A 24,683-nucleotide genomic window follows, 5' to 3' on the forward strand; every position below is an offset into this window, starting at 1 on the left:
GTCACAGTTGCCGTACGGACATGCATGGAGACCTTGCCAGATGGCCACATACAAACAGTTGACCGCGCAACTCGAAAAGCTCCAGAAGGAGATGGAACAGGCGCGCGCGCAGGAAGTCACGCAGACGATCGCCGAGATCAAACAGAAGATCGCCGAGTACGGCATCACGGCCGAAGAGCTCGGGTTCTCGACGAAGGCGCGCGCGCCGCACAAGGCTGCGCTGCCGCCGAAGTATCGCAATCCGAAGACGGGCGAAACGTGGAGCGGCCGTGGCCGCGCGCCGGCCTGGCTTGCGGGTAAGAATCGCGAGAAGTTTCTGATCGGCGAATGAGTTACGCCCGGCTATTCGCTGATGCATGACGTGTGCAAATAGGCGCGTCGATGTCTTTCCTCTCATTCCTTCTTGTCCCGCAGCGGCATCGTTCGTTGTCCGAGTCTGACGTGCAGTGAGCGAATGCATGGGCGCCGCGCGCACCGTTGCGGGCGTCCCGAAAACTCTCACCTTTTTCAACAGCGATGCGTGTCGTGGCTCGCGCGGCCGGCGGTCGCGCGCCGTGCGAATGATCTGTCGGATCGGTCGCGCACACGCGTCAGCCAGTCCGCGCGACCGTCCGAAATCCCTTGTGCGACAAGTATTTGCGCGCGCCATCGAAAGCGCGGCCGCGCGCTTCTTCTTCCGGATTCGTTGACGCAAACAGCGCGCGTCGATCGCGCGTGGGCTTTGCGCTAAGCCGCATGGGCCGCCGCCTTTCGCTTATCCCGAAAACGCTCACCTCTGCACACGCCTTCGCCGATAACCCGATAACGCGATAACCCCTGCTCAGTGGAAACCCGGAGTTGAGTCCGCCTCATACCCCGGATCAAAAAACATCGATTCATCGTCGCGCGTTCCGGACAGCACAATCCGCGCATCCACTCAAACCTGACGGAACGGAAACCATGAGCGCTACTACTGAAAAGCAACTGTTTATCGGCGAAGGATTCGAAGGACCGGGCGTGAACCTCGCGCACATCAACGTGCTCGTCGGTCCGCGCAACGGCCCCGCTGGCCAGGCGTTCGCCACGGCGCTGTCGACGCCGTCCGCCGGCCACGCGCCGTTCGTCGTGATCGCGCGTCCGGGCGTGCCGACCAAGCCGCTGACGCTGTACGTCAACAAGGCGCAGATCGAAGGCGATTTCCACGGCAACGCGACGTGGGGCGCATCGCAGGCAGGCATCGCGAAAGCCGTGGCCGAGTCGCTGGAGAACGGCACGCTGCCGCCCGAAGCGGAGAACGACTGGGTCGTCGTGTCGGCGAACTGGGTCAACCCGAAGACCGACGATCTCGACGCCGTCTTCGAAAACAACTACCGCGCGTGCAAGAACGCGATCGTCGCCGCGATGAACGGCCTGCCGCGCAAGGAAGAAGTGTTCGCCGCCGCGCGCGACGTATCCAACCCGTTCTACACGCCGAAGCAGCGCTAAGCCGGCCGACGGCACAAAGGAGACAAGCAATGGAATACGTACGCCTCGGCCAGTCGGGCCTCAAGGTTTCGCGTCTGTGCCTCGGCACGATGAACATGGGCACGCCGCAATGGAAGCCGTGGATTTTCGATGAAGCGCAAAGCGAGCCGATCGTGCGTCACGCGCTCGAAGCCGGCGTCAACTTCATCGACCTCGCGGATTTTTACTCGACGGGTGTCGGCGAGGAAGTGGTCGGCCGCATCCTGAAGCGGCTCGCGCGCCGCGAGGAAATCGTCGTGACGACCAAGGTCGGCTACGACATGGGCGCGTATCAGAACGCCGGCGGTCATTCGCGCAAGCACATCATGGACGGCATCGACGGATCGCTCGCGCGTCTGGGCATGGAGTACGTCGACGTCTACATGCTGCATTTCTTCGACGTGAACACGCCCGTCGAGGAAACGATGGCTGCGCTGAACGACATCGTGCGCGCGGGCAAGGCGCGCTACATCGGCGTGTCGACGATGTACACGTGGCAGTTCGCGAAGATCATGCAGGTCTGCGAGCGCAACGGCTGGCACAAGCCGATCAACATGCAGTTGCAACTGAACCTCGCGTATCGCGAGGAAGAGCGCGAGATGATTCCGTACTGCCAGGATCAGGGCGTCGGCGTGTCGGTGTTCAGCCCGCTCGCGCGCGGTCTTCTGACGAGCGATCTGCAGTCGACGCGCAATCAGACCGATTTCTTCACCGCGCAAATGTACGGCGATACGGCATCACGCGAGATCGCGGCATCCGTCGCGCGCGTCGCGGCAAAGCGCGGCGTTTCGGCGGCGCAGATCGCGCAGGCCTGGGTGCTGCAGCGCGAAGGCGTCGCGAGCATGCTGGTTGGCGCGGATTCGCCGGCGCAGTTCGACAGCGCGCTGGCCGCGTTGAGCACGCAGCTCGACGCAGATGAGTTGCACGAGCTGGAGCGCAACTACACGCCTTGCGATCTGATCAACGACTACACGGCCGGCAGGCGCATCGCGCGTGAAGCGCGTCCCGCGCAAGGCGTGTTCGCCGATACGGTCGCCGGCCTGAGCCCGGCACAAGCAGCGAATCAGACAGTGGAGAAAGCAGCATGAGCGAATTTCTCCGCGCGGGCCACTACATCAACGGTGAGTGGTACGAAAGCGCGAACACGTACGCGGTTCGCAATCCGGCGACGGGCGAGGTCATCGCGAACGTCGCGAAGGGCGGCGCGCAGGAAACGGCGCACGCGATCGATGCCGCCGAGCGCGCTTTTCCCGCATGGCGCGCGCTCACCGCGAAGGAACGCGGCGCGCGCGTGAAGCGCTGGGGCGAGCTGATGCTCGAGCATCGCGACGCGCTCGCCGAGCTTTTGACGCGCGAGCAAGGCAAGCCGCTCGCCGAAGCGAAGGGCGAAGTCGGCTACGCGGCGAGCTTCTTCGAATGGTTTGCGGAAGAAGCGAAGCGCAGTTACGGCGACGTGATTCCGAGCCCGAAGCCCGGCTCGAAGATCATCGTGACGCGTGAGCCCGTCGGCGTGGTCGCCGCGATCACGCCGTGGAATTTCCCGCTCGCGATGATCACGCGCAAGGCGGGCCCCGCGATCGCGGCCGGTTGCACGATGGTGTTGAAGCCTTCTGAAGAAACGCCGCTGTCCGCATTCGCGCTGGCCGTACTCGCGGAACGCGCGGGCATTCCGGCGGGCGTGTTCAACATCGTGTCCGGCGATGCCGTCGCGATCGGCGGCGTGCTGACGGCGTCGCCCGTCGTGCGCAAGCTGTCGTTCACGGGCTCGACGCGCGTCGGCAAGCTGCTCGCGAAGCAGTCGGCGGAGACGTTGAAGAAGCTCTCGCTGGAACTGGGCGGCAACGCGCCGTTCATCGTGTTCGACGATGCCGACATCGACGCCGCCGTGCAAGGCGCGATCGCGTCGAAGTTCCGCAACACGGGGCAGACCTGCGTGTGCGTCAACCGCTTCTACGTTCAGGACGGCATCTACGACGCGTTCACGCAAGCGTTGACGCAAGCCGTGAAGAAGATGCGCATCGGCGATGCGCTGAAGGGCGACGTCGAGCAGGGACCGCTGATCAACGAGGCCGCGCTCGCGAAAGTCGAAGCGCACGTCGCCGATGCGCTCGAGCATGGCGCGAAGGCGCTGACGGGCGGCAAGCGTCACGCGCTGGGTGGCACGTTCTACGAGCCGACGGTGCTCGCCGGCGCAACGCAATCGATGCGGATCGCCGAAGAAGAAACCTTCGGCCCCGTCGCCGCGTGTTTCCGCTTCAAGACGGAAGATGAAGCGATCGAGGCCGCGAACGATACGCCGTTCGGTCTTTCCGCGTACTTCTATACGCGCGATCTCGGGCGCGCGTGGCGGGTCGCGGAGGCGCTGGAGAGCGGCATGGTCGGCATCAACGAAGGAATCATCTCGACGGAAGTCGCGCCGTTCGGTGGCGTCAAGCAATCGGGCCTCGGCCGGGAAGGCTCGAAGTACGGCATGGATGAGTACGTCGAGCTGAAGTACATGATGATGGGCGGCCTCGCGCGCTAGCCGTCAAAGCTGCATCCGCTACGCGGCGGAGAACCAGGGGGTACGCGTCCCGGCGCGAACTGCGGGACGCACGATAACGCGATTACGCGATCAAGCAATAACAAAGGAGACATCTTGACCGACCAGGACCTGCTTGCGCGGCCGTCCGGCCTCGCTTCCGATTCGTCGCGCGCCGCCGCGCGCGCCCATTCCCAACATTCCCACGATCCCCATCATCCGCACCCGGGCGGCGATGCGATCCCGCTCGACGACGTGCCGCTCAACGCGTTCCACGTCAAGATCGCGGGGCTGACGTTCGGCGCGCACTTCACGGAAGGCTACGCGCTCGGCACGATCGGCTATGCGCTCGCGACGCTCAACAAACAGATGCCGCTCGACGCGTTCTGGCAAGGCATGATCGGCAGCTCGGCGCTGATGGGCATCTTTGTCGGCAGTCTGGTGTTCGGCTGGCTGTCGGACCGCATGGGCCGGCAGCGCATCTTCCTGTTGAGCTTTGTGATCATCACGCTCGCGGCGTTCGCGCAGTTCTACGTCACGTCACCGGCGATGCTGTGCGCGCTGCGCGTGCTGATCGGCTTCGGCATGGGAGGCGATTTCGCCGTCGGTCACGCGATTCTCGCGGAGTTCTCGCCACGCAAGCATCGCGGCACGCTGCTCGGCTCGTTCAGCGTGATCTGGACGATCGGTTACGTGGTCGCGAACGTGCTCGGCATGTATTACGCAGATGCGTCGCCCGATGCGTGGCGCTGGCTGCTGGCCTCGGCAGGCGCGCCGGCGCTCGCCGTCCTCGTCATGCGGATCGGTACGCCGGAATCGCCGCGCTGGCTGCATGGCAAGGGACGCATCGCGGAGGCTCAGGCCGTCGTGCTGAAATACTTCGGCACGAACGTCACGCTCGACGGCGCGCACGATGATCATGCGCATGTGAGCGGCGGCTTCGCGCGGCTGTTCAAGGCCGACCTGATCCGCCGCACGGTTTTCAACTGCGCGTTTTTCGTGTGCCTCGTCATTCCATATTTCGCGATCTACACGTTCCTGCCGTCCATTCTCAAGGCGATCCATCTCGACAACGGCTCGGGCGCGGATTTTCTGCTCAACGGCTTTCTCGTGCTCGGCGCGCTGCTCGGCATCTGGCTGACGATCGCGCTGTCGCGCCGGCGCTTTCTGATCGGCTCGTTCGCGGTGACGTGCGTGTCGCTGATCGCGTTGAGCATGCTGCCCGAGTCGGCGGCGCTCTGGATGATCGTCGCGTTCGCCGTATTCACACTGACGATGTCGGCGTTCTCGAATCTCGTCGGCGTGTTTCCGCCCGAGTGCTTCCCGACGGAAGTGCGCGCGTGCGGCGTGGGTCTCGCGATCGCGTGCAGCCGGCTAGGTTCGGCCGTCGGCACGTTCCTGCTGCCGCTCGGCATCGCGCGGCTCGGCTTTCATTCGACGATGCTCGCGCTGGCCGCGGTGCTGCTCGTCGGCATGATCGTGTCGATTGCGTGGGCGCCCGAGACCAAGCATCTGACGTTGAATCAGGCGAGCGGCGCGTAGCGTTTCACAGGTACCGACTCGTTTCTTCGGCATGAGCCCGAAGCCCCCGCTGTGGGGCTTCGGGCTTTTTGCTTTTTTTGCGGTCAGTCGATATTTTTCGAACTTTTTCTAATGCTTGTCGGGCGCGACATTTTTAAGATTTTGTTCATGCCGGTCATCGCCGAAGCGGTCGAGCAGACGGCGGTTATCGGCCAGCGGCTCGATTAGACGGCACGAAGGCTCTGTTCGTTGTCCATTCCGATTCCCATGAGCGTTCAAAAGACTCCTGATTTGCGCATCGGACCACCTCGATTTTGGGACTTGTACGAGGGATTTGCGATGCCGAAGTTTTTAGGATTTCGTTCACGCCGGGCATCGACCATGTGCAGGCCGGCGACGCTGATCGGCTAGCGGTTCGACGTGACAACACAAACGTCCGCTGAGTTTCACAAACCTCGTTCTTCTTCATTTAGGTATCTGGAGCATTCAATGCAAAAACGCATCATTTCCGCTGCGGTCATCGTCGCGACGGGCGTTGTCAGCCTCATGTCGATCACGGCGCACGCCGCCGACGGCACGATCACAGTGAACGGCGCCGTGTCGGACACGACGTGCTCGATCAACGGCGTGGCGAGCGGCTCGCCCGCCAACGTGACGACGACGTTGCCGACGGTGCCGACGGGTTCCCTGGCGAGCGCGGGCGCCGTCGCCGGCACGTCGAACCTCGGCGATATCAAGCTGACGCTCAGCGGCTGCTCGGGCTCGGCGACGAAGGCGGTCGCGCACTTCGAAAACGGCCCGACGGTCGACCAGAACAGCGGTTATCTGGTCAACCAGGCTTCGGCATCGCCCGCGCAGAACGTGGAAGTGCGCCTTCTGAACGCGCAGATGCAGCCGATCAACATTCTGACGACCGCCAACAACGACCTCGCCACCTACGGCGCAACGATCTCCGGCGGTGCAGCCGTGCTGAACTACTTCGCGCAGTACTACGCGACGGGCAAGGCGCAAGCCGGTAACGTCAATACGACCGTGCAGTACACGATGCAGTACCAGTAAAGCGCAGTGCAAGGCGCTTGCTTCGGCAAGCGCCCTCGATGACGGATGAATGTCGGTATCGGATCAAAGGTCAAGGCGATGAAAGCGATGTATCGATGGGCGGCGGCTCTGGGCTCGATGAGCGCGCTGTTGATGGGCGTGGCCCAGGCGAGCGTGACGGTCGGCGGCACGCGTGTCGTGTATCCGCTCGATCAGCGCGAAGTGACCGTCAAGCTCAACAACGACAGCCCCGCGCCGTCGCTCGTTCAGGTCTGGATGGACGACGGCAACGCCGACGCCAAGCCCAGTGCCGGCAAAGCGCCCTTCGTGATCACGCCGCCGATTTTCCGCATGGACGCGAGCAAGTCGCAGATGCTGCGCGTGATGTACAGCGGCGCGGCATTGCCGCAGGATCGCGAGTCGGTGTACTGGCTCAACGTGCTCGACATTCCGCCGAAAGCCGACGCGACGCCGGACGCAAACACGCTGCAATTCGCCTATCGCACGCGCATCAAGGTGTTCGTGCGTCCGCCGAAATTGCCGGGCTCGCCGGAAGAGGCACCGCGCCAGCTGGACTGGAAGGTCGTGCCGGCGCCGCAAGGCAAGGGGCAGGCTCTCGCTGTGTCGAATCCGACTGCGTATCACGTGTCGTTCAGCGAGATCGACGTCACGTCGAACGGACGCACATTCAAGAACGAAAGCGGCGGCATGGTCGCGCCGCATGGCAAGGAGATCATCCCCGTGCCGCAGATGGCTGGCGTGCAGTCGGCAAAAGTGCACTACATCGCCATCAACGACTTCGGCGGTGCGATCGAAGGCGACGCGACGCTCACGCCGTAGCGCTGATCCATGCGTTGCCGAGGCGCTCGCATCCCGGACGCCTCGCGCATTCCTTCATTTCGTCAATGCCGGTGCGCATCCACACCGTGGCGCGCGCTGCGCCTTTGCGCGCGCAATTCCATTGAGAAACCTCCGTTTCACAGCAATCGAAGTCGGCCCGTCATGAAGCGTTCGCAATCCAGACAATCGCAAGCTCCCGACTGGCAGCAACGGACGGGCTCGTTCGTGTTGAATCCCGTCACGGCAGTGGTGGTCTCCGCATTCGCGGCGATCGGCTGTGCGGGTTCGGCGCATGCGGACGCGGCCGAGCCGACGGAATCGGGCGGCCCCGTTGCATTCGACACGACGTTCCTGCAAGTCGATCCGGGCGAACGGGTCGACGTCGCTCGTTTTGCGCGTGGCAACGTGGTATCGCCGGGTGCCTATACGGTCGACATCTGGATCAACGACAACCGCGTGGCGCACGATAGCGTGCGCTTCGTCGCCGGGCACGAGGGCGAGAGCGCGCATGCATGCCTGTCGCGCAAGATGCTGGAAGGGCTGGGTGTCGATTTCGCGAAGATCGAAGCGGACAGGCAACAGAGCGCTGCGCAGCCAACAGCCGACGAATGTGTTGATTTGCGCGCGGCAGTTCCGGGCGCAACCGTCGATTTCGATTTCACCGAGCAGAAGCTGGCGCTTTCGGTCCCGCAGAAATACATGCGCAATGCGGCGCGCGGCTACGTGCCGCCGGAGTTGTGGGAAAGCGGCGTGAATGCGGGCTTTCTCAGCTACAACGCGAACGCCTACCAGTCCAACGCAGGCGGCCAGCATTCGACGCAGGGATATCTCGGCCTGAACGCGGGCGTGAACATCGGTGCGTGGCATTTCCGGCATCAGTCGTCGGTGACGGCATCGACGGGGCAGCCGACGCAGTTCGACAACATTGCCACGTACGTTCAGCACGACGTCACGAAGCTGCGCTCGCAAGTGACGCTCGGCGACGCGCAGACCACGGGCGACGTGTTCGACAGCGTGTCGTTTCGCGGCGCGCAGATCGCGACCGACGATCGCATGCTGCCGGAATCGCTGCGCGGCTATGCACCCGTCGTGCGCGGCACGGCCGAATCGAATGCGCGCGTGTCGGTGCGCCAGAACGGACAGGTGATCTACGAAACGAACGTGTCGCCGGGGCCGTTCGAAATCCGCGATCTGTATGCGACCGGCTACGGCGGCAATCTCGACGTGACGGTGACGGAAGCCGATGGACGCACGAAGAGCTTCACGGTGCCTTATGCGTCCGTCGCGCAGTCGCTGCGTCCCGGAACGACGCGCTTCGCCGTCACGGCGGGCCAGTTGCGCGACAGCTCGCTGCAAACGAAGCCGGGCTTCACGCAGTTCACGCTGCAGCGCGGGCTCACGAATCTCGTGACGCTGTACGGTGGCGCGATCGCGTCAAACGGCTATCTCGCGGCGAACGCGGGCGTGGCCCTGAACACGAAGCTGGGCGCGTTCGCTGCCGACATCACCACGGCGCGCACCGAGGTGCCGGGCTATGCGACGCAGCAGGGCCAGAGTCTGCATATCGGCTACAGCAAGTTCATCGATCCGACCGACACAAACATCGCGGTCGCCGCCTATCGCTACTCGGATGCGGGCTATCTCAGCTTTGCCGATGCCGCCAGAACGCGCGACTACGCGGTCCGCGGCGGTGACATCAACACAGTCGATCGCGAGCGCGGCCGCCTGCAATTGACCATCAACCAGAATCTGAAGGACCGCGGCTCCGTGTTCGCCACGGCGTCGTCGCAGCATTACTGGAATCGCCCTGGGCACGACCTGTTCTATCAGGCAGGCTATTCGAATGCTTTCAAGTACGGCACGTACAGCGTGTCGGCGAGCCGTACGCGCAATTCGAATGGCGCGTTGTCGGACGAGATCATGGTCAGCACGACGATCCCGCTCGGTCATACGCAGCACGCGCCGATGCTGTCGACGAACCTGAACGCGGGCGGCGGCGCGTCGAGCATGCAGGCGAGCATCGGCGGCACGGCGGGCGAAAACAACCAGTATTCGTATAACGCGTATGGCACGGTGGGCCAAAACTCGAGCCAGGCCGTCAACGCCAACGCAGGCGTGAGCGGCGTGTACCGCGCGCCGTATGCGCAGGTGACGGCGTCGGCGAGCGGCGGCGCGCATTCCTCGCAGATGTCGGCGGGCGCGAGCGGTTCGATCGTCGCGCATCCGGGCGGCGTGACGTTCTCACAGACGGTCGGCGATACGTTCGGCATCGTCGAGGCGAAGGGCGCGGAAGGCGCGATGGTGTCGAGCGCAACGGGCGTGAAGGTCGATTCGCATGGCTATGCGGTCGTGCCGTACCTGACGCCTTACGGCATGAACACGGTGGATCTCGATCCGAAGGGAACGTCGACGGATGTCGAATTCGAATCGACTTCGGAGCGCGCGGTGCCGCGTCTCGGTTCCGTCGTAATGCTCAAGTACAAGACGGTGACGGGACGCGCGGCGTTGATTCGCGCGCCGCGGCTGGGCGGTGAAACGTTGCCGTTCGGTGCCGCGGTGGTCGATGCGGGAGGCCGCAACGTGGGCGTCGTCGCGCAGGACAGCCGCATATTCGCGCGCGGCCTCGAGGACAACGGCTCACTCATCGTGAAGTGGGGCGACGAGCCCGGCCAGCAGTGCAGCGTGAAGTATTCGCTGCCTGTGAAGAGCAAGAGCGATAAAGCCGATGCGGCTTATACGTCAGTCGAGTCGCACTGCTTCGGCGTGGTGCTCGCTGAAGCGTCGCGAAACTGAACAACGCGGGCATCGGTGGCGGCCAGGTCGAAGCAGCGCATTTAATGGGTAGATTGAAAATATGAGCAACGTCCCAATTCACAGAGTCGGATTGAAATCGAGCGCCTCTCATGCTGCACGCTGTGTGAAGGCGCTTGTGTGTCGAGTGATGGTAGGCCTCGTCGCAATGCTGACGTTAATGGCGCCGACCACTCGCGCGGTGGCGGGCACGATCACGTTCCCCGTCAACGGGATGCCGAATCTGGTGTTCCCCGCTTCGATCTCGGTGTCGCGCGATGCGCCCGTTGGCACGGTGTTGTCGAGTCAGGCCTACAACCCTGGTTTGGCCGCGAACGGCGTGACTTGCAACGTTCAGCAGGATGTCACAGTCAATGGCACCCCCACGCCCGGAGATCCTTTCACGTTTCAGACAAACGTGCCTGGCATCGGTGTGCGCTTTTACATTACCAGCGGTTGGAACGGCGGATGGGTTCAGGTTCCCGTTTCGCAGAGTATTTCCTCTCCTAGCGGGGGGACCGAGCACGATACGAGAGCAGATCTCGTCGTCACCGGGCCCGTGAGCACGGGTTCGATAACGACACTCCCGAGCATGACAGTCAAATTTTCGGGAAGCTGCATTACGACTGTGACGGCTACCCAATCGTTGACACCCGGTACGGCCATCACCAGCAACACGTGCAGTGTCACGACACCAACGCTTGCTTTCCCTCTTCCAAAGGGGCTTTCGAACCAGCTGAAAACTGCGGGATCGACAACGGGGGACACGACTGTTCCGCTCGGCCTGAATTGCGCGGCGGGAATCAAGGTTGCAGTGACGATCACCGATGCGACTAGTCCGCAGAACGTGACGACCACCTTGTCGTTGGCCCCTGGATCGTCGGCCTCTGGAGTAGGCCTGCAAATACTGAACGGGAGCACGCCCGTCGGATTCGGACCGGATTCAGCCGTGGCGGGCAATAAGAATCAGTGGTCGGCAGGTACGTCAGCAGGGGGAGCCATGCAAATTCCGCTCACCGCCCGTTACGTGAGGACTTCGGGTACATTGGTTCCGGGAAGCGTCGTGGGCAAAGCGACTTTTACCATGTCCTATCAATAGATCCGAGGCAGGGGGCCGAGCGGGAGTCCGAGGCGGCGTCGGCCGCGTCGGCACTACGGTTGGCCGAAGAGCGGCGAGCGAGCCTCCTCGTGCGTCGCGGCGGAAAGAACGCCAAAAATTCATGATCTGTCGCGGCACGTGTATCATCGCCGCTTTCACAGACTCTTGTCGGGCAGGTAGCCAGGCCTGTCGTGGCGCCGGACAGCGTTTCGTCCCTCCTGTCGCCCGCAGGTTCGCCCCTTATTTTCATGTCAGTCTCCGAACTCAAACGCCGCCGTACCTTCGCGGTCATCTCCCACCCGGACGCGGGTAAAACCACGCTCACCGAAAAGCTGCTGCTGTTTTCGGGTGCAATCCAGATCGCGGGCACCGTGAAGGGCCGCAAGAGCAACCGCTATGCGACGTCCGACTGGATGGAGATCGAAAAGCAGCGCGGCATTTCCGTCGCGAGCTCGGTGATGCAGTTCGAGTACGGCGACTGCGTGATCAATCTGCTCGACACGCCGGGCCACGAAGACTTTTCGGAAGACACGTACCGCGTGCTGACGGCCGTCGATGCCGCCGTGATGGTGATCGACGGCGCGAACGGCGTCGAGGCGCAGACGCTGAAGCTGCTCGAAGTGTGCCGCAGCCGCAAGACGCCCATCGTCACGTTCATCAACAAGCTCGACCGCGAAGTGCGCGAGCCGCTCGATCTGCTCGATGAAATCGAGCAGCACCTGGGCGTGTCGGCCGTGCCGTTCACCTGGCCGATCGGCATGGGCAAGGACTTCCAGGGCGTCTACGACGTACAGAACGATCAGGTGCGCGTATTCCGCGCGGGTCAGGACACGCTCGGCGGCGAAGTCGAGACGGTGCGCGCGCCCGGCGACGAGGAAGGCGAGCGCCGCTTCGGCCATGCGTGGGTGCGCGCGAAGGAAGAGATCGAGCTGATCACGGGCGCGACGCCCAGCTTCGATCGCGACGAATTTCTCGCGGGCCAGCAGTCGCCCGTGCTGTTCGGCTCGGCGATCAACAACTTCGGCGTGAAGGAAATTCTCGACGCGCTCGTCGATCTCGCGCCGCCGCCGTCCGCGCGGATGACGGTGCAGCGTCCCGTGCAACCCGACGAGCCGAAGTTCACGGGCGTCGTGTTCAAGGTGCAGGCGAACATGGACCTCGCGCACCGCGACCGAGTCGCGTTCATCCGCGTGTGCTCGGGCCGTTTCGAGCGCGGCATGGCGTTGAAGGTCACGCGCAACAATAAGACCTTTCGCGCGAACAATGTCGTGACGTTCCTGTCGCAGCGCCGCGAGACGGTGAGCGAGGCGTACGCGGGCGACATCATCGGCATTCCGAATCACGGCACGCTGAGTCTCGGCGATACGCTGACGGAAGGCGAACTGCTGCAATTCGTCGGCTTGCCGTTCTTCGCGCCGGAAATTTTCCAGACGGTCGAAGTGGTCGATCCGATGCGCGCAAAGCAGCTCGGCGAAGCGCTGAAGCAGCTGGGCGAAGAGGGCGCGATCCAGGTGTTCAGGCCCGTCGTCGGCGGCCTGATGATTCTGGGCGCCGTCGGGCAACTGCAATTCGAAGTGGTGTCACACCGGCTGTCGACGGAATACAAGGTCGACGTGCGGATGTCGCCCGCGCGCTACCGCATGTCACGTTGGGTGACGTGCGACGACGCTGCGGAGCTGCGCCGCTTCTGCGATTCATACGCGCCGCGTATCGCATACGATGCCGCCGAAGCGCCGACGTACCTCGCGTCGCACATCTCCGAAATTGAAGTCGCGCAGAAGGCCTGGCCGAAAATCGTCTTCAACGAATTGCGCGAGCATTCGGGCGCGCCGTTCAGGAAAGCGATGTAACTGCAACGGCGTGCGATTCGTCCACGATTGGTGCTCGATTCGTACAATTTGCCGCCGCTTGAATGACAAAAGCCGTGTTCGCCAAAACGAACACGGCTTTTTTCTTCACACGGCCCCGCGCTCTACGACATGTCGAGCACCTGCTCCCGCAGCCAGCTGGCAAACGCCTGCACGTGTTCCAGCGTCTCGTGGCGCGGCGCGATATCGAGCCAGTACCCATAGGGGCCGCTGACCTCGACGTCGGACATCGGCGCAAGACTGCCTTCGCCGAGTTCCTCGACAATCATGTTGCGATCGACGACCGCGAGCCCCACGCCTTTGCGCGCGGCGTGGATTGCCTGTTCGAGCGTCGAGAACTCGATGCCGTTTTCGGCGTAGCGCGCGGGCAGGCCGGCCTTGTCGAGCCAGTCCGGCCACAGGTTCAGGCGCGCGTCGTTGTGCAGCACGTGCAAGGCGGGCAGCGTTTCGAGCAGCTTGTCGAGCGGTTCGCCCGCGAACCGTGGCGCACCGACCAGCGTATGCCGCTCGATCATCAGCCGTTCGGAATGCGCGTCGGGCAGCGCGTCGCGGCCGAAGCGGATATTGCAGTGACAGTCGTCGGTGGGCTCCGTGCGCACGGAAAGCACGACGTCGGGCAGCTCGATCGCGAGCGAGCCCAGCCGGGGCGAAAACCATTGCGTTGCGAAGGTCGGCGGCACGGAGAGCACGAGCCGCCGGCGCCCCTTTGCCGTCGTGACGAGGAGCGTGCCGCGCTCGAGCGTGTCGAACGCTTCAGACACGCACGGCAGCAGTTGCTGGCCGGCCGTCGTCAGGCGGATGCCCTTGTGATCGCGCTCGAACAGCTTCGCGCCGAGCGATTCTTCGAGAATCTTGATCTGCCGGCTGACGGCGCCTTGCGTTACGCACAGCGCGACGGCCGCGCGGTTGAAACTCATATGCCGGGCCGTCTCTTCGAAAAAGCGCAACGCGATCAGCGAGGGCAGACGCCGCATGGATTTTCCTTCAGTCTCATCATTCTTTTGTGTCCCGCTTCCGGCGGAGTGCCTGCGGGCATGCTTCTCTTTGGCCCGGCGATGCAATCTGAGCGCGCCGGACACGGCGTCGCAACGCAGAGCCGCGTCGCGCATCGTGGGGCGATTCTACATGGTGCGCCGGACGGCGCGTAAGCGGACTCGGGCCGCATCGTGAAAGGCGCGGCGGGGTGCCGCAGCGGCCGAATGCAAGCTCTGGCCCCTTGGGCATCCGCTAACATCGGACGCAAATCGGCGGCGATGGAGCACTAAGGGCGGCACCGCGCCCGCACAGACATGACGGTGTGTTTGCTCTTCGCCTATCCTGATGAAATCGCGCGCGCATGTATTTGCCGAATGGCCGCAGCGGCCAAAGCCGGTGAACCCGTCGCGCGCTTACTTCACTCGCGGAGCGACCGTGACCGTACGCAATCTCGACGCGTTGTTTCGACCGAAATCCGTCGCCGTGATCGGCGCCTCGAATCGCGAGGGCAGCACGGGCGCGATGGTCTGGAAGCGCCTGATCGAAGGCGGCTTCGACGGCCCCGTCTGGGCCGTCAATCCGAAGTACGACATGCTCGACGGCCACGCGTGCGTCGGCAATGCGGGCGATCTGCCCGACGCGCCCACGGTCGCCATCGTTTGCACGCCGCCGTCGACGTGGCCGGGCATCGTTCATACGCTTGGCGGCCACGGCACGCGCGCGGCGATCATCGTCGGCGAGGCAGGCGACGACGACGGCCGCGCCGACGTCCGGCACACGCTTGCGGCCGCGCGGCCGCATCTGCTGCGCGTCGTCGGGCCGGGCAGCCTCGGCATCGTGACGCCCGCGCTCAAGGCGCATCTCGGCGCGCCTTCCGTGACGGTGCGCTCGGGCGGCGTCGCGTGGGTATCGCAGTCCAACGCGCTGACGAACGCGGTGCTCGGCTGGGCGCATGCGCGCGGCCTCGGCTTTTCGCACGCGGTGGCGCTCGGCGACGAAGCCGACGTCGATGCGGGCGACGTGCTCGACTATCTCGCGAGCGACCCAGGCACGCGTGCGATCCTGCTCGAAGTGGATTCCGTGAAGGCGGCGCGCAAGTTCATGTCGGCGGCGCGGGCGGCGGCGCGCAACAAGCCGGTGCTCGCGCTGCGCTCGGGCCGCGGCGACCCCGCCGATGCGCTGTACACGGCCGCGTTCCGTCGCGCTGGCGTGGTGCGCGTCGATGCCCTCGACGATCTGCTCGACGAGATCGAAACGCTCGGTGTGGGACGCGTCGCAGCGGGCGCGACGGCGACGCTGATCACCAGCGACCGTGGCGTCGCGACGCTCGCCACCGACGCCTTCAAGGCCGCCGGCGACACGCTCGCGCCGTGTCCGCAGGGCGCCGTCGATGCGCTCGCGCAGGCATTGCCGCGCGCGAGGCCGGGCAATCCGCTGCTGCTCGGCAGCGACGCGCGCGCCGAGCATTTCGGCACGGCGCTGAAGGTGCTGGCCGACCAGCGTTCGACGGGCACCGCGTTCGTCGTGCATGCGTCGACGCACAGTGCGCCTGTCGAGGAAGTCGCGCAGGCGTTGATCGCGAACCAGCGGTATGCGTATCGCGGGCTGCTCGCGTGCTTTTTCGGCGGCGTGAAGCGCGAGACGCGCGACGCGTTGCACGAGCACGGCATTCCCGTGCACACGACGCCGCAGCGTCTTGCGCGGGCGTTCGAGCGTCTGGTCGAGTACCGGCTCGTGCGCGAACTGCTGATGCAGACGCCCGAAGGCCAGCCCGCGCGCGTGCCCGAGGCGATCGACGCGGCCCAGGCGCAAGCGTGCGCGGCGCTCTCGTCGGGCGTGACGGAACTCGACGGCGATGAAGCGGCGCGGCTGCTTGCGCATTTCGGCCTGCGCACGGTGCCCGACGACGCGCGCGAAGATGCCGTCGTCGACATCACCGTCGAACTGCGCGACGACGACAACTTCGGCCCCGTGTTCCGCTTCACCGCACCGCCCGAGCACGACGAGGCGCGGCCGATGTGCGTGTTCGGCCTGCCGCCCCTCAACCCGGTTCTGTCGGGCGACATCCTGTCGAATTCGGCGTATGCGCGCGAGGTCGCGCCCGAGCCCGTTCTGAACGCGCTGACGTCGATTTCGCAGGCGGTGTCGGAGATCCGCGAGATCGTCTCGCTCAAGCTCGCGCTGCGCGTGATGCGAAACGGTGTGTGCATCGTCGGGCCGCGTCTGCGGCTGGCGGCGAACCGCACGCGCTTCGCGATCATGGCGTATCCGCGCCGCTACGAAGAAACGCTCGACTGGCGCGGCCAGCGCATCACCGTGCGGCCGATTCGCCCCGAAGACGAGGACGCGCATCGCGAGTTCGTCGAGTCGATGACACCCGACGATCTGCGCTTGCGCTTCTTCGGCGCGGTCGGCCGGTTCGACCATTCGCAGCTCGCGCGCATGACGCAGATCGACTACGACCGCGAGATGGCGCTGATCGCGACGACGCAAAACGATGACGGCTCGATCCGCACGCTCGGTGTCGTGCGCGCGGTCGCAGACCCAGACAACGAAACGGCCGAGTTCGCGATGGCCGTGCGTTCGGATCAGAAGGGCAAGGGATTGGGGCGTCTGCTGATGGAGCGCATCATCGCGTATGCGCGCTCGCGCGGCACGCATTGGCTGATCGGCGAGGCGCTGCGCGAAAATTCGGCGATGATCGGGCTCGCGACGGCCGTCGGCTTTACGGCCACGCGGACGGAAGACCCGGGCGTCGTCGGCTTCAGGATGGCGCTCGATCAGCCCGAATCTCCACGAGGCGGCGACAAGGGCGGCGCGCCCGGCTATGGCGCGTCGCGCGCGTGCCAGGGCGCGGGCTGACGAAGCGTGCAGAGGCGTCGCGTCGAAGTCACGACTCGTGAAACAGCGTGCGCGGGCTCGCATGCGGGCGAAGCTCCCTGTCGTCGCACTCCTCGGTTTCCGTCATCGGCAGGGTTTGGACGTGTGCATCATCTTCGAGTCCCTTTGCTTCCTCGCGAATCGCGTGCCAATAGATGCTGCTGCGTCTGCCTCGCATCCTTCTGAGCATGCCGGATTGCACCAGATGCGAGAGCAGCGTGTGAACATGCGGGGCGGGATGACGCAGTTTCCTGGCGAGCGCGGTGCACGTGTACTTGATACCCGGCGTCATCGCCTCGATGACGTCGGTCTCGGTCAAATGCCGCGAACTGGCATGCTGTCGTTCCATGTCCATATCAGGTGATCGGATCACGCGCACACCGCTTCTGGTTGCAACTGCTCCGGACTATCGTTTCGAGTGGGCACGAGCGGCATGAGCGCGCTCAGTTTGTCCGCGAGCCGGATAAGATCGGCTATCGATTCCACTTCGAGCTTTTCCATGATGTGCGCCCGATGTACCTTGACCGTCTTCTCGACGGTGCCGAGTTGCGCCGCAATCTGCTTGTTGAGATAACCCTTTGCCACCAATGCCAGTACTTCGCGCTCGCGGGGCGTGAGACGGGAAGCGCGCTGTTTGATCTCATCCGCTTGCGTGCGAGACGACAGGGTTCTTGCAGAGAGATCGAGCGCGTTTTCAATCGCGCGCATCAATGCACCAAAGGCGACTGGTTTTACGAGTACGTCGGCGGCGCCTGCCTTCATCGCATTGACCGTGGCGGGAATGTCTTCGCAAGTCGTCAGAAAGATCACGGCATGCGGTGAATGCGTTGCGATCAACTCTCGCTGGTGTGCGAGACCATCGTGTCCTTCCGTCTGAAGAGAAAGAAGAATGCATCCCGGCGTCGTTCTGGAAAAGGCTTTTAAAGGCGCCGACGAATCGAATGCACAGGCGTCGTACCCGCCCGCAGCGACGAGCCGCGCCAGCGCTTTGCTAAACGAAGCGTCTCGCTCGACGATAAAGACGCTCGGCCCCTTTCTTGCATCTGAGAGTTTTGTCATTGAATCCGGCTCCAACTACGCGAATACGAAGTGAACTGATCCGATCCGAAGCCATCGGGTGGACGATCGGGCCGTCGATGCCGGCATGGGTGGCTCTCCTTGTTCGTTTTCTGATCGACGCCATCGACGACTACCGAAAAACAGTCGTCGCGACCGCTCCGACCGTTTAGAAATGAGATCGGGCGTCGGGAGCTACCGTACCGCGCGCCGACGGCATTCGTGAAGCGATGGAGCCGTGAACGTGTTAATCAGCCGCGAACGCCTGATTAGCGAAGGAGCGGACTTTGCCAGGCCGAAGGAGAACTTCGGCCTTTTCTGCGAGACGCTTGTGGAATGAATGAAGTGAAGTACCGAACGACGCTGCGAGCGCAACGCGGACTGCTAGACGAGTATGTCCACTGAGTGCATCGTCCGGCGGACATCGGATATCTGCGTCCATGCGTCGTCACGAACCGTTTCGATCAGGCAATCGACGAAGCACCGCGATGCCGCGTCCAACGGCTCGCCCGTGCGCGTAATGATGCCGACCATCGAGTTATCGAGCTGCTCTCGCACAGGAATCGCGCACAGGCCGTCGCGTGTCGCGCACAGTTCGATGAGCGGCCACGGAAAAAGGCTGATCATATCCGTGCCTTTGAGCAGCGCGACGGAGACGGCCGTCGAGTGCATGAAGTGTATGCTGCGCGGCGCCTTCAGGTTGTATCGCTCGAACATGCTGAAGGGCATGTGGCCTTCCGTCTCAGGGTCCATCGCGACGAGCCAGTCCAGGTCGAGCAGATCGGCAAGCGAGCTGCTTGTTGCGTACGGATGATCCTGGCGCGCCACCACCGCGAGACCCGTTGCGAACAGCGGCCGGTAAGCGAATTCGGATGCCATGCTGCCAGGGCTTTGCCTGCCGATGAAAATATCGATGCTGCCATCGCGCAGCCGTGGGTTCGCAATCGCAAGCACCCCTTCGAAAAACTCCAGCTGGACTTGCGGCATACGCTCGCGAAAGCGCATCACGATGGCCGGAAGAAATGTAAGCGCGACCCACGGAGAGACAGCCACGGAAAGCCGTTTGCGCGTATTGCCGCGTATGGCCTCGACGGCTTCTTGCGCGCGCGACATCTGCGACAGGATGAGCCGGGCGTGCGCGAGCATTGCCTGACCGTACTCCGTTAGCACGACACCGGAAGTCGTACGCGATACGAGTTGCAACTGCACCGACACTTCGAGTAATTGCAGGCTTTGCGTTACCGCTGCGGGTGATGAATTGAGCATTCTTGCCGCGCCACGGACGCTGCCTGTGTCAGCGACCGCAACGAGTGCTCGCAATTGATGAATCTTCATGTGATGACCGCTCGACGGGAGCACGCAATTGCGTGTTCGGTATTGCTTTACGCGTTCACGATATGCCCTATACCTGAATATGGGTCATCGTCTTATCTTTAACTCACGAACGCAACATTTTAAATGGTGGCCGAATTTTAAGTTCTTTTATTCGGAATGCAAACATCATGCACTTGCTTTTTATAGCTGCGTAGGACAGATTCAATGACTTCTATTGTTGCGATCCATTGAGTGGATGTCGGTCTATCACATCACGATTAAATATCGCGTAAAGGCTTGCACTGCATTTAAGCGGATGCGTTGCATTCGTTGGTGTCACTAAACGAAGCGCGTTGCTCGGCGCGCGAAACCATTAAGTCGCTCGATAACGCATTTCATCAGCGCTTATTTCAGGCAGTAGTCCGGTTGGTTATATACGCATTGCCCGCGTCAGACGGGCGGCCGAAGTGGAAGGAGAGAGAAAGTCATGTTCGATGCCGATGCTGCAGTTACGTTGCTCAACCGTTTTGTGGTCAATACGCGTTGCGATGCAGGCGATGTGTACCTGACGCTGCTTCATGAGGGCAATCTCGTGTTCAGGCACGAGCGCACCCGTATCGGCCGGCAGGCACTCGGCGATACCAGCCCTTTTCTCGTGGAATCGCTTTATTTCGACGACGGCTCACGGGCGTTGCGTGTGAGCTCCCCCTATAACGCAGGCGGCTGGACAAGGTGGACCGCATTTCAGCCGCTGCCCGTCGAGTCGGCGTGAGTTCGAATAGAGCGGTGCCGTCTCGAGCATAAAAAACGGCGCGCCGGATTCCGGCACGCCGTTGTCATGCGCTTTCATGCGCTGTGCGATTTTGGCAAGCGCCAGACGAAGCGCCTGCCGTGTGGCAATTCGCGTTAAGCCGCGAGCTTCGCCGCCGCCGCGTCGACCTGTTCGCGCGACACCGACAGTTCCTCGAGCCACTCAGGCGCATAGGCCGCGCCCGTTTCGCGCTCCAGGCGCGCGATCGCCGCGGCGCAGCGCATCGCATCCTTTGGCGTCGCGATGAACGCCTTCACCGACTGCCCCGCTGTGAACGCTTCGAAGAGCGGCACGCGCACTTCGTCGGGCAGCGCGCGCGTCCATTGATATGGCTTGCCGTTGAACGTCACCGTCGGCGGCAGCACGCGTTCTTTCTTTGCGGCGGGAATCAAGCCGAAGTTGCGCGCCGCATCGCCGATCCGGTCGGCCGAATAGAGTTCGTCGGGCGTGATGTCGAACTGCGCGATAAACGTCTCGATCTGCTGCATCGCGGCGGCGCGGTCGTCGCGCTTCTGCTGCGCGCGAGCCACGATGTCGCGCAGTTCATCGGCTTCGTCGCTTGTGATCGTGAAGCTTGCCTGCTTCTGCTGGAGTTCGGAAAAGCGCTGGAATTCGAGGTCGGACAGAAGTTTGGCCATTGCGTATCTGTGAGCCCGCATGCGCAAGAACGCATGCGGCGAAAGTCGTCGATTCGGAAAAGGGCCGACATTCTAACGCAACGTGTTTGCCCGTCCGAATCGAATGCGCTCGCGACGCGCGGCCGCGTGTGCATCGCGCGCTCAGGAAGCCGCGCGCATCTCCGGCTCGGCGAACATCGACAGGCCCTGCACCGTCTCGCGCAGCATCTGCGTGACTTCATCGAGCGACGGCGCGACGTATTCGTCGATGCGCTTGAGGAACGGGCACGTCATCGCCGCGATCGCCTGGCCCGATGCCGTCAAGAGCGGAAAGGTCAGATCGGTCACGCCGAAAATCTGCTGGCTGTCCTTCTGGGAGAAACCGGCCGCGCGGATTTTCGCGCACGCGGCTTCGAGCGCGTCGTGATCGACGGTCACTTCGCCCTTGACCTTCGTGTGCTCGGCGAGCATGTGCATGCGCTGCTCGGGCGTCTGGAACGCAAGCATCGTGCGTCCCGAACTCGTGTCGATCAGACCGACGCGCGCGCCCAGCCGCACCGAAATGCCCCATGTGCCGGGGCCGTCCACTTGCGCGATCACGAGCAGATTGCCGCGGTCGTAGACGGCGAGATGGCACGACTGCTCGGCTTGCGCCGCGAAGCGCTGCATCAGCGGTAACGCTTCCGAGATCAGCCGGTTCATCGGCGGATGACGATGCGCGAGCGCATAGAGCTTCAGGCTCAGCGAGTAACGGTCGCCGCCCGCCGAGCGCACGACGTACTGGCGCGCGACGAGCCGCTCCAGCATCCGGTACATCTCGCTGGCGTTGCGTCCCAGCAGCTTCGTGATCTCGGCGCGCGTCAGGCCGCTCTTCTGCCCGGCGAGCAGTTCGAGTATGTCGAGCCCCTTGTCGAGCGCAGGGGCGCGATAGCGGTCGGCGTCTTCCTTGTCTTCCACTTCCATCGTCGGAAATCGGTTGGTGTTTGACATTCACATCGATTATCGGCTGCCAACGGACTGACACACAGGGCACGGCGCGCCAGGGAAAACACTCACGCCGATCGACCGTCCATCGGTTGACTTGTCAAAGTTCGAATATGAATAATACGTTCATTAATGAATTAAGAGAATGGCATGACCGATCCCCGCCTGATTCTGCTGAGCCCCGACGACAACTGTCTGATCGCCGCCGTGCGGCTGGATGCAGGGACGCAGATCGACATCGAAGGCGAGCGCGTGACGCTCGCGAAGACGATCGATCTCGGCCACAAGGTCGCGCGCCGCCCGTTGCGCGCCGACGAAAAGGTGCTGCGCTACGGCGCGGCGATCGGCCATGTGACGGCCGACGTCGCGCGTGGAGAGCATCTGCATACGCACAACCTCGAAAGCGACTACCTGCCGACGTACACGCACGAAGCAGGCCACGCATTCGTCCATCACTGACACGGGCAAAGAACTCATGACCGATACTTCAACAGCAGAAAACGGCGCCGTGCTGCAAGGCTATTTGCGCAGCGACGGACGCAAGGGCATTCGCAACGTCGTGGCGGTGGCGTACCTCGTCGAATGCGCTCATCACGTCGCGCGCGAGATCGTCGCGCAGTTTCGCCCTTCGTTCGATGCGTTCGACGATCCTTCGATGGAACAGGAGCCGCCCGTTCATCTGATCGGCTTTCCCGGCTGCTATCCGAACCGCTACGCCGAAAAGATGATGGAGCAGCTGACGACCCATCCGAACGTCGGCGCCGTGCTGTTCGTGTCGCTGGGATGCGAGAGCATGAACAAGCACTATCTGGCCGATGTCGTGCGCGCGAGCGGACGTCCCGCGCACGTGCTGACGATCCAGGAAAAGGGCGGCACGCGCAGCACGATTCAATATGGAATCGACTGGGTGCGCAACGCGCGCGGCGAACTCGCGCAGCAGCAGAAAGTACCGATGGCGCTGTCCGAGCTGGTGATCGGCACGATTTGCGGCGGCTCGGACAGCACGAGCGGCATCACCGCGAATCCCGCCGTGGGCCGCGCGTTCGATCATTTCATCGACGAAGGCGCGACCTGCATTTTCGAGGAGACGGGCGAGCTGGTCGGCTGCGAGTTCCATATGAAGAGCCGTGCGGCGCGCGACGATCTGGGCGATGAGATCGTCGCCTGCGTCGCGAAGGCCGCGCGTTATTACTCGATCCTCGGCCACGGCAGCTTCGCGCCCGGCAACGCGGACGGCGGACTCACGACGCAGGAGGAGAAGTCGCTGGGCGCGTATGCGAAGAGCGGCGCATCGCCGATCGTCGGCATCGTGAAGCCCGGTGACGTGCCGCCGACGGGCGGCCTCTATCTGCTCGACGTCGTGCCCGACGGCGAGCCGCGCTTCGGCTTTCCGAACATCAGCGACAACGCGGAAATCGCCGAGCTGATCGCGTGCGGCGCGCATGTGATCCTGTTCACGACGGGGCGCGGATCGGTGGTCGGCTCGGCGATCTCGCCCGTCATCAAGGTCTGCGCGAACCCGGACACTTATCGCAATCTGTCCGGCGACATGGATGTCGATGCCGGGCGTATCCTTGAAGGCCGCGCGACGCTCGACGAAGTGGGCCGCGAGGTGTTCGACGTCACGCTAGCGGTCGCGCGGGGCGCGGCGTCGAAATCCGAGTCGCTCGGGCATCAAGAGTTTATTCTTACGTATAAGACTTTCGAGCCCGTCGGGCCGGCGTGCTTGCCTTTCCATGCGGCTGCGCCACAGCGGGTCGCTGGTTTGACGAAGCGGTGAGCGCTGCATCGGTTGACGCGCACGACACGAGCCGTGCACAGGAGACACTCGCAATGACGAACGCGCCGGGTTCAAACGTGTGCAAGCGCCGCAGCATCGGCGCACGCGCGCTGCAAGTGACGGGCCTCGGTCTCGGCACGGCGCCGCTTGGCGGGCTCTATCGCGATCTGTCCGACGACGAGGCGTTCGCTGCCGTCGAGGCCGCATGGGACGCGGGCGTGCGGTTCTTCGACACCGCGCCGCATTACGGCCACACGAAAGCCGAGCATCGTCTAGGCGATGCGTTGCGCCGCTATCCGCGCGGCGAATTCGTGTTGTCGACGAAAGTCGGGCGCCGCTTCGTGCCGCGCAAGAACGCCTATGACGGCAGCGAAGGCTGGCAAAACCCGTTGCCGTTCGAAGCGATCTACGACTACACGCACGACGGCATCCTGCGTTCGTTCGAAGACAGCCAGCAGCGGCTCGGCATCGTCGATATCGACATTCTTCTTGTGCACGACATCGGTCGCTTTACGCACGGCGACAGCAACGCGCATTACTGGCAGCAGCTTACGCAAGGCGGCGGCTTTCGCGCGCTCGACGATCTGCGCGCGCAAGGCGTGGTGAAAGCGGTGGGCCTCGGCGTCAATGAAGGCGCGGCGATACTCGACGCAATGCGCGATTTCGACATCGACTGCGCGCTGCTCGCGGGCCGCTATACGCTGCTCGAACAGGCGACGCTCGACGATCTGCTGCCTGAATGCCAGAAGCGCAACGTCAGTATTCTCCTCGGCGGCGCGTTCAATTCGGGGATTCTCGCGCGGGGCGTCGAAGGCGATCTGAAGTTCAATTACGGCGAAGCGCCCGACGACGTGATCGCGCGCGTCGCGCGTCTCGAAGCGGTGTGCAAGGTGCATGGCGTGCCGCTTGCTGCCGCTGCGTTGCAGTTTCCGTATGCGCATCCCGCCGTCGCGACCGTGCTGACGGGCGCGCGCAATGCAGACGAACTGCGTGAGAACGTCGCGTCGTTCGATCGACCGATACCCGCTGAACTGTGGCAGGCGCTGCGCGACAAGGACTTGCTCGATCCACGCGCGCCCGTGCCGAAGAATTGATTGCTCAACGACA

At 63.5% G+C, this 24,683-nt stretch carries 21 protein-coding genes; 15 read left to right on the top strand and 6 right to left on the bottom strand.

Going from position 1 to position 24,683, the window contains the following annotated elements; genetic code table 11:
• The first annotated feature begins 40 nt into the window (after nucleotides 1–40).
• The 10 genes from AABE10_RS02620 (at nucleotide 41) to AABE10_RS02665 (ending at nucleotide 13,141) form a co-directional block, all read left to right on the top strand.
• Complete coding sequence (locus tag AABE10_RS02620) at nucleotides 41–331, top strand: H-NS histone family protein (protein WP_342931728.1); 291 nt, start codon at nucleotides 41–43, stop codon at nucleotides 329–331.
• A gap of 608 nt (nucleotides 332–939) precedes the next feature.
• Nucleotides 940–1,464 carry a formaldehyde-activating enzyme gene (fae, locus tag AABE10_RS02625; protein WP_342931729.1) on the top strand — a complete coding sequence of 175 codons (525 nt, stop codon included), beginning with the start codon at nucleotides 940–942 and terminating at the stop codon, nucleotides 1,462–1,464.
• 29 nt (nucleotides 1,465–1,493) lie between these two features.
• A complete protein-coding gene (locus AABE10_RS02630; RefSeq protein ID WP_342931730.1) occupies nucleotides 1,494–2,570 on the top strand; it encodes an aldo/keto reductase in 1,077 nt (358 codons plus the stop codon).
• Nucleotides 2,567–4,006: an NAD-dependent succinate-semialdehyde dehydrogenase gene (locus AABE10_RS02635; protein ID WP_342931731.1), complete on the top strand. Its 1,440-nt coding sequence runs from the start codon at nucleotides 2,567–2,569 to the stop codon at nucleotides 4,004–4,006. The genes AABE10_RS02630 and AABE10_RS02635 overlap by 4 nt, the downstream gene beginning before the upstream one ends.
• Nucleotides 4,007–4,120: 114 nt before the next feature.
• Entirely contained in the window at nucleotides 4,121–5,545 is a 1,425-nt protein-coding gene (locus AABE10_RS02640; RefSeq protein ID WP_342931732.1) for an MFS transporter, read from the top strand.
• Between the two features lie 468 nt (nucleotides 5,546–6,013).
• Entirely contained in the window at nucleotides 6,014–6,583 is a 570-nt protein-coding gene (locus AABE10_RS02645) for a fimbrial protein (protein ID WP_342931733.1), read from the top strand.
• Between the two features lie 45 nt (nucleotides 6,584–6,628).
• Complete coding sequence (locus AABE10_RS02650) at nucleotides 6,629–7,402, top strand: fimbrial biogenesis chaperone (RefSeq protein WP_342931734.1); 774 nt, start codon at nucleotides 6,629–6,631, stop codon at nucleotides 7,400–7,402.
• A gap of 162 nt (nucleotides 7,403–7,564) precedes the next feature.
• A complete protein-coding gene (locus AABE10_RS02655) occupies nucleotides 7,565–10,195 on the top strand; it encodes a fimbria/pilus outer membrane usher protein (protein WP_342931735.1) in 2,631 nt (876 codons plus the stop codon).
• A 166-nt stretch (nucleotides 10,196–10,361) separates the two neighbouring features.
• Nucleotides 10,362–11,291 (top strand): fimbrial protein, encoded by a 930-nt coding sequence (locus AABE10_RS02660; RefSeq protein WP_342931736.1) that lies wholly within the window; start codon nucleotides 10,362–10,364, stop codon nucleotides 11,289–11,291.
• A gap of 248 nt (nucleotides 11,292–11,539) precedes the next feature.
• Entirely contained in the window at nucleotides 11,540–13,141 is a 1,602-nt protein-coding gene (locus AABE10_RS02665) for a peptide chain release factor 3 (protein ID WP_342931737.1), read from the top strand.
• Between the two features lie 122 nt (nucleotides 13,142–13,263).
• Here AABE10_RS02665 and AABE10_RS02670 read toward each other — a convergent pair whose 3' ends face one another.
• The gene (locus tag AABE10_RS02670) at nucleotides 13,264–14,133 is read right to left on the bottom strand and encodes a LysR family transcriptional regulator (RefSeq protein ID WP_342931738.1); all 870 of its coding nucleotides are present in this window, start codon (nucleotides 14,131–14,133) and stop codon (nucleotides 13,264–13,266) included.
• Nucleotides 14,134–14,569: 436 nt separating this feature from the next.
• On the opposite strand from AABE10_RS02670, the gene AABE10_RS02675 reads away from it, so the two are divergent.
• A complete protein-coding gene (locus AABE10_RS02675) occupies nucleotides 14,570–16,996 on the top strand; it encodes a GNAT family N-acetyltransferase (protein WP_342931739.1) in 2,427 nt (808 codons plus the stop codon).
• A gap of 28 nt (nucleotides 16,997–17,024) precedes the next feature.
• Here the strand turns inward: AABE10_RS02675 and AABE10_RS02680 are convergent, their stop codons facing one another.
• The 3 genes from AABE10_RS02680 to AABE10_RS02690 all read right to left on the bottom strand — a co-directional run bounded on the left by AABE10_RS02680 (nucleotide 17,025) and on the right by AABE10_RS02690 (nucleotide 19,405).
• Nucleotides 17,025–17,363: a hypothetical protein gene (locus AABE10_RS02680; RefSeq protein ID WP_342931740.1), complete on the bottom strand. Its 339-nt coding sequence runs from the start codon at nucleotides 17,361–17,363 to the stop codon at nucleotides 17,025–17,027.
• Nucleotides 17,364–17,383: 20 nt separating this feature from the next.
• Nucleotides 17,384–18,088: a response regulator transcription factor gene (locus AABE10_RS02685; protein WP_342931741.1), complete on the bottom strand. Its 705-nt coding sequence runs from the start codon at nucleotides 18,086–18,088 to the stop codon at nucleotides 17,384–17,386.
• A 366-nt stretch (nucleotides 18,089–18,454) separates the two neighbouring features.
• Nucleotides 18,455–19,405 (bottom strand): LysR family transcriptional regulator, encoded by a 951-nt coding sequence (locus AABE10_RS02690; protein WP_342931742.1) that lies wholly within the window; start codon nucleotides 19,403–19,405, stop codon nucleotides 18,455–18,457.
• A 466-nt stretch (nucleotides 19,406–19,871) separates the two neighbouring features.
• On the opposite strand from AABE10_RS02690, the gene AABE10_RS02695 reads away from it, so the two are divergent.
• Entirely contained in the window at nucleotides 19,872–20,156 is a 285-nt protein-coding gene (locus AABE10_RS02695; RefSeq protein WP_342931743.1) for a hypothetical protein, read from the top strand.
• Nucleotides 20,157–20,290: 134 nt separating this feature from the next.
• Here the strand turns inward: AABE10_RS02695 and AABE10_RS02700 are convergent, their stop codons facing one another.
• On the bottom strand, nucleotides 20,291–20,833 hold the full coding sequence (locus AABE10_RS02700) for a hypothetical protein (protein ID WP_342931744.1): 543 nt from the start codon (nucleotides 20,831–20,833) through the stop codon (nucleotides 20,291–20,293).
• A 141-nt stretch (nucleotides 20,834–20,974) separates the two neighbouring features.
• Nucleotides 20,975–21,775 carry an IclR family transcriptional regulator gene (locus tag AABE10_RS02705; RefSeq protein WP_342932239.1) on the bottom strand — a complete coding sequence of 267 codons (801 nt, stop codon included), beginning with the start codon at nucleotides 21,773–21,775 and terminating at the stop codon, nucleotides 20,975–20,977.
• A 171-nt stretch (nucleotides 21,776–21,946) separates the two neighbouring features.
• On the opposite strand from AABE10_RS02705, the gene AABE10_RS02710 reads away from it, so the two are divergent.
• From AABE10_RS02710 to AABE10_RS02720, 3 genes are read left to right on the top strand one after another with little or no spacing between them, the layout of a single operon-like run.
• Complete coding sequence (locus AABE10_RS02710; RefSeq protein WP_342931745.1) at nucleotides 21,947–22,255, top strand: UxaA family hydrolase; 309 nt, start codon at nucleotides 21,947–21,949, stop codon at nucleotides 22,253–22,255.
• Nucleotides 22,256–22,271: 16 nt separating this feature from the next.
• Nucleotides 22,272–23,576: a UxaA family hydrolase gene (locus AABE10_RS02715; protein WP_342931746.1), complete on the top strand. Its 1,305-nt coding sequence runs from the start codon at nucleotides 22,272–22,274 to the stop codon at nucleotides 23,574–23,576.
• Nucleotides 23,577–23,629: 53 nt separating this feature from the next.
• A complete protein-coding gene (locus AABE10_RS02720; protein ID WP_342931747.1) occupies nucleotides 23,630–24,670 on the top strand; it encodes an aldo/keto reductase in 1,041 nt (346 codons plus the stop codon).
• The last annotated feature ends 13 nt before the right edge of the window (nucleotides 24,671–24,683 follow it).

The organism is Paraburkholderia diazotrophica (assembly GCF_038900755.1).
In the GTDB taxonomy this organism is placed as follows: Bacteria; Pseudomonadota; Gammaproteobacteria; order Burkholderiales; family Burkholderiaceae; genus Paraburkholderia; species Paraburkholderia diazotrophica_A.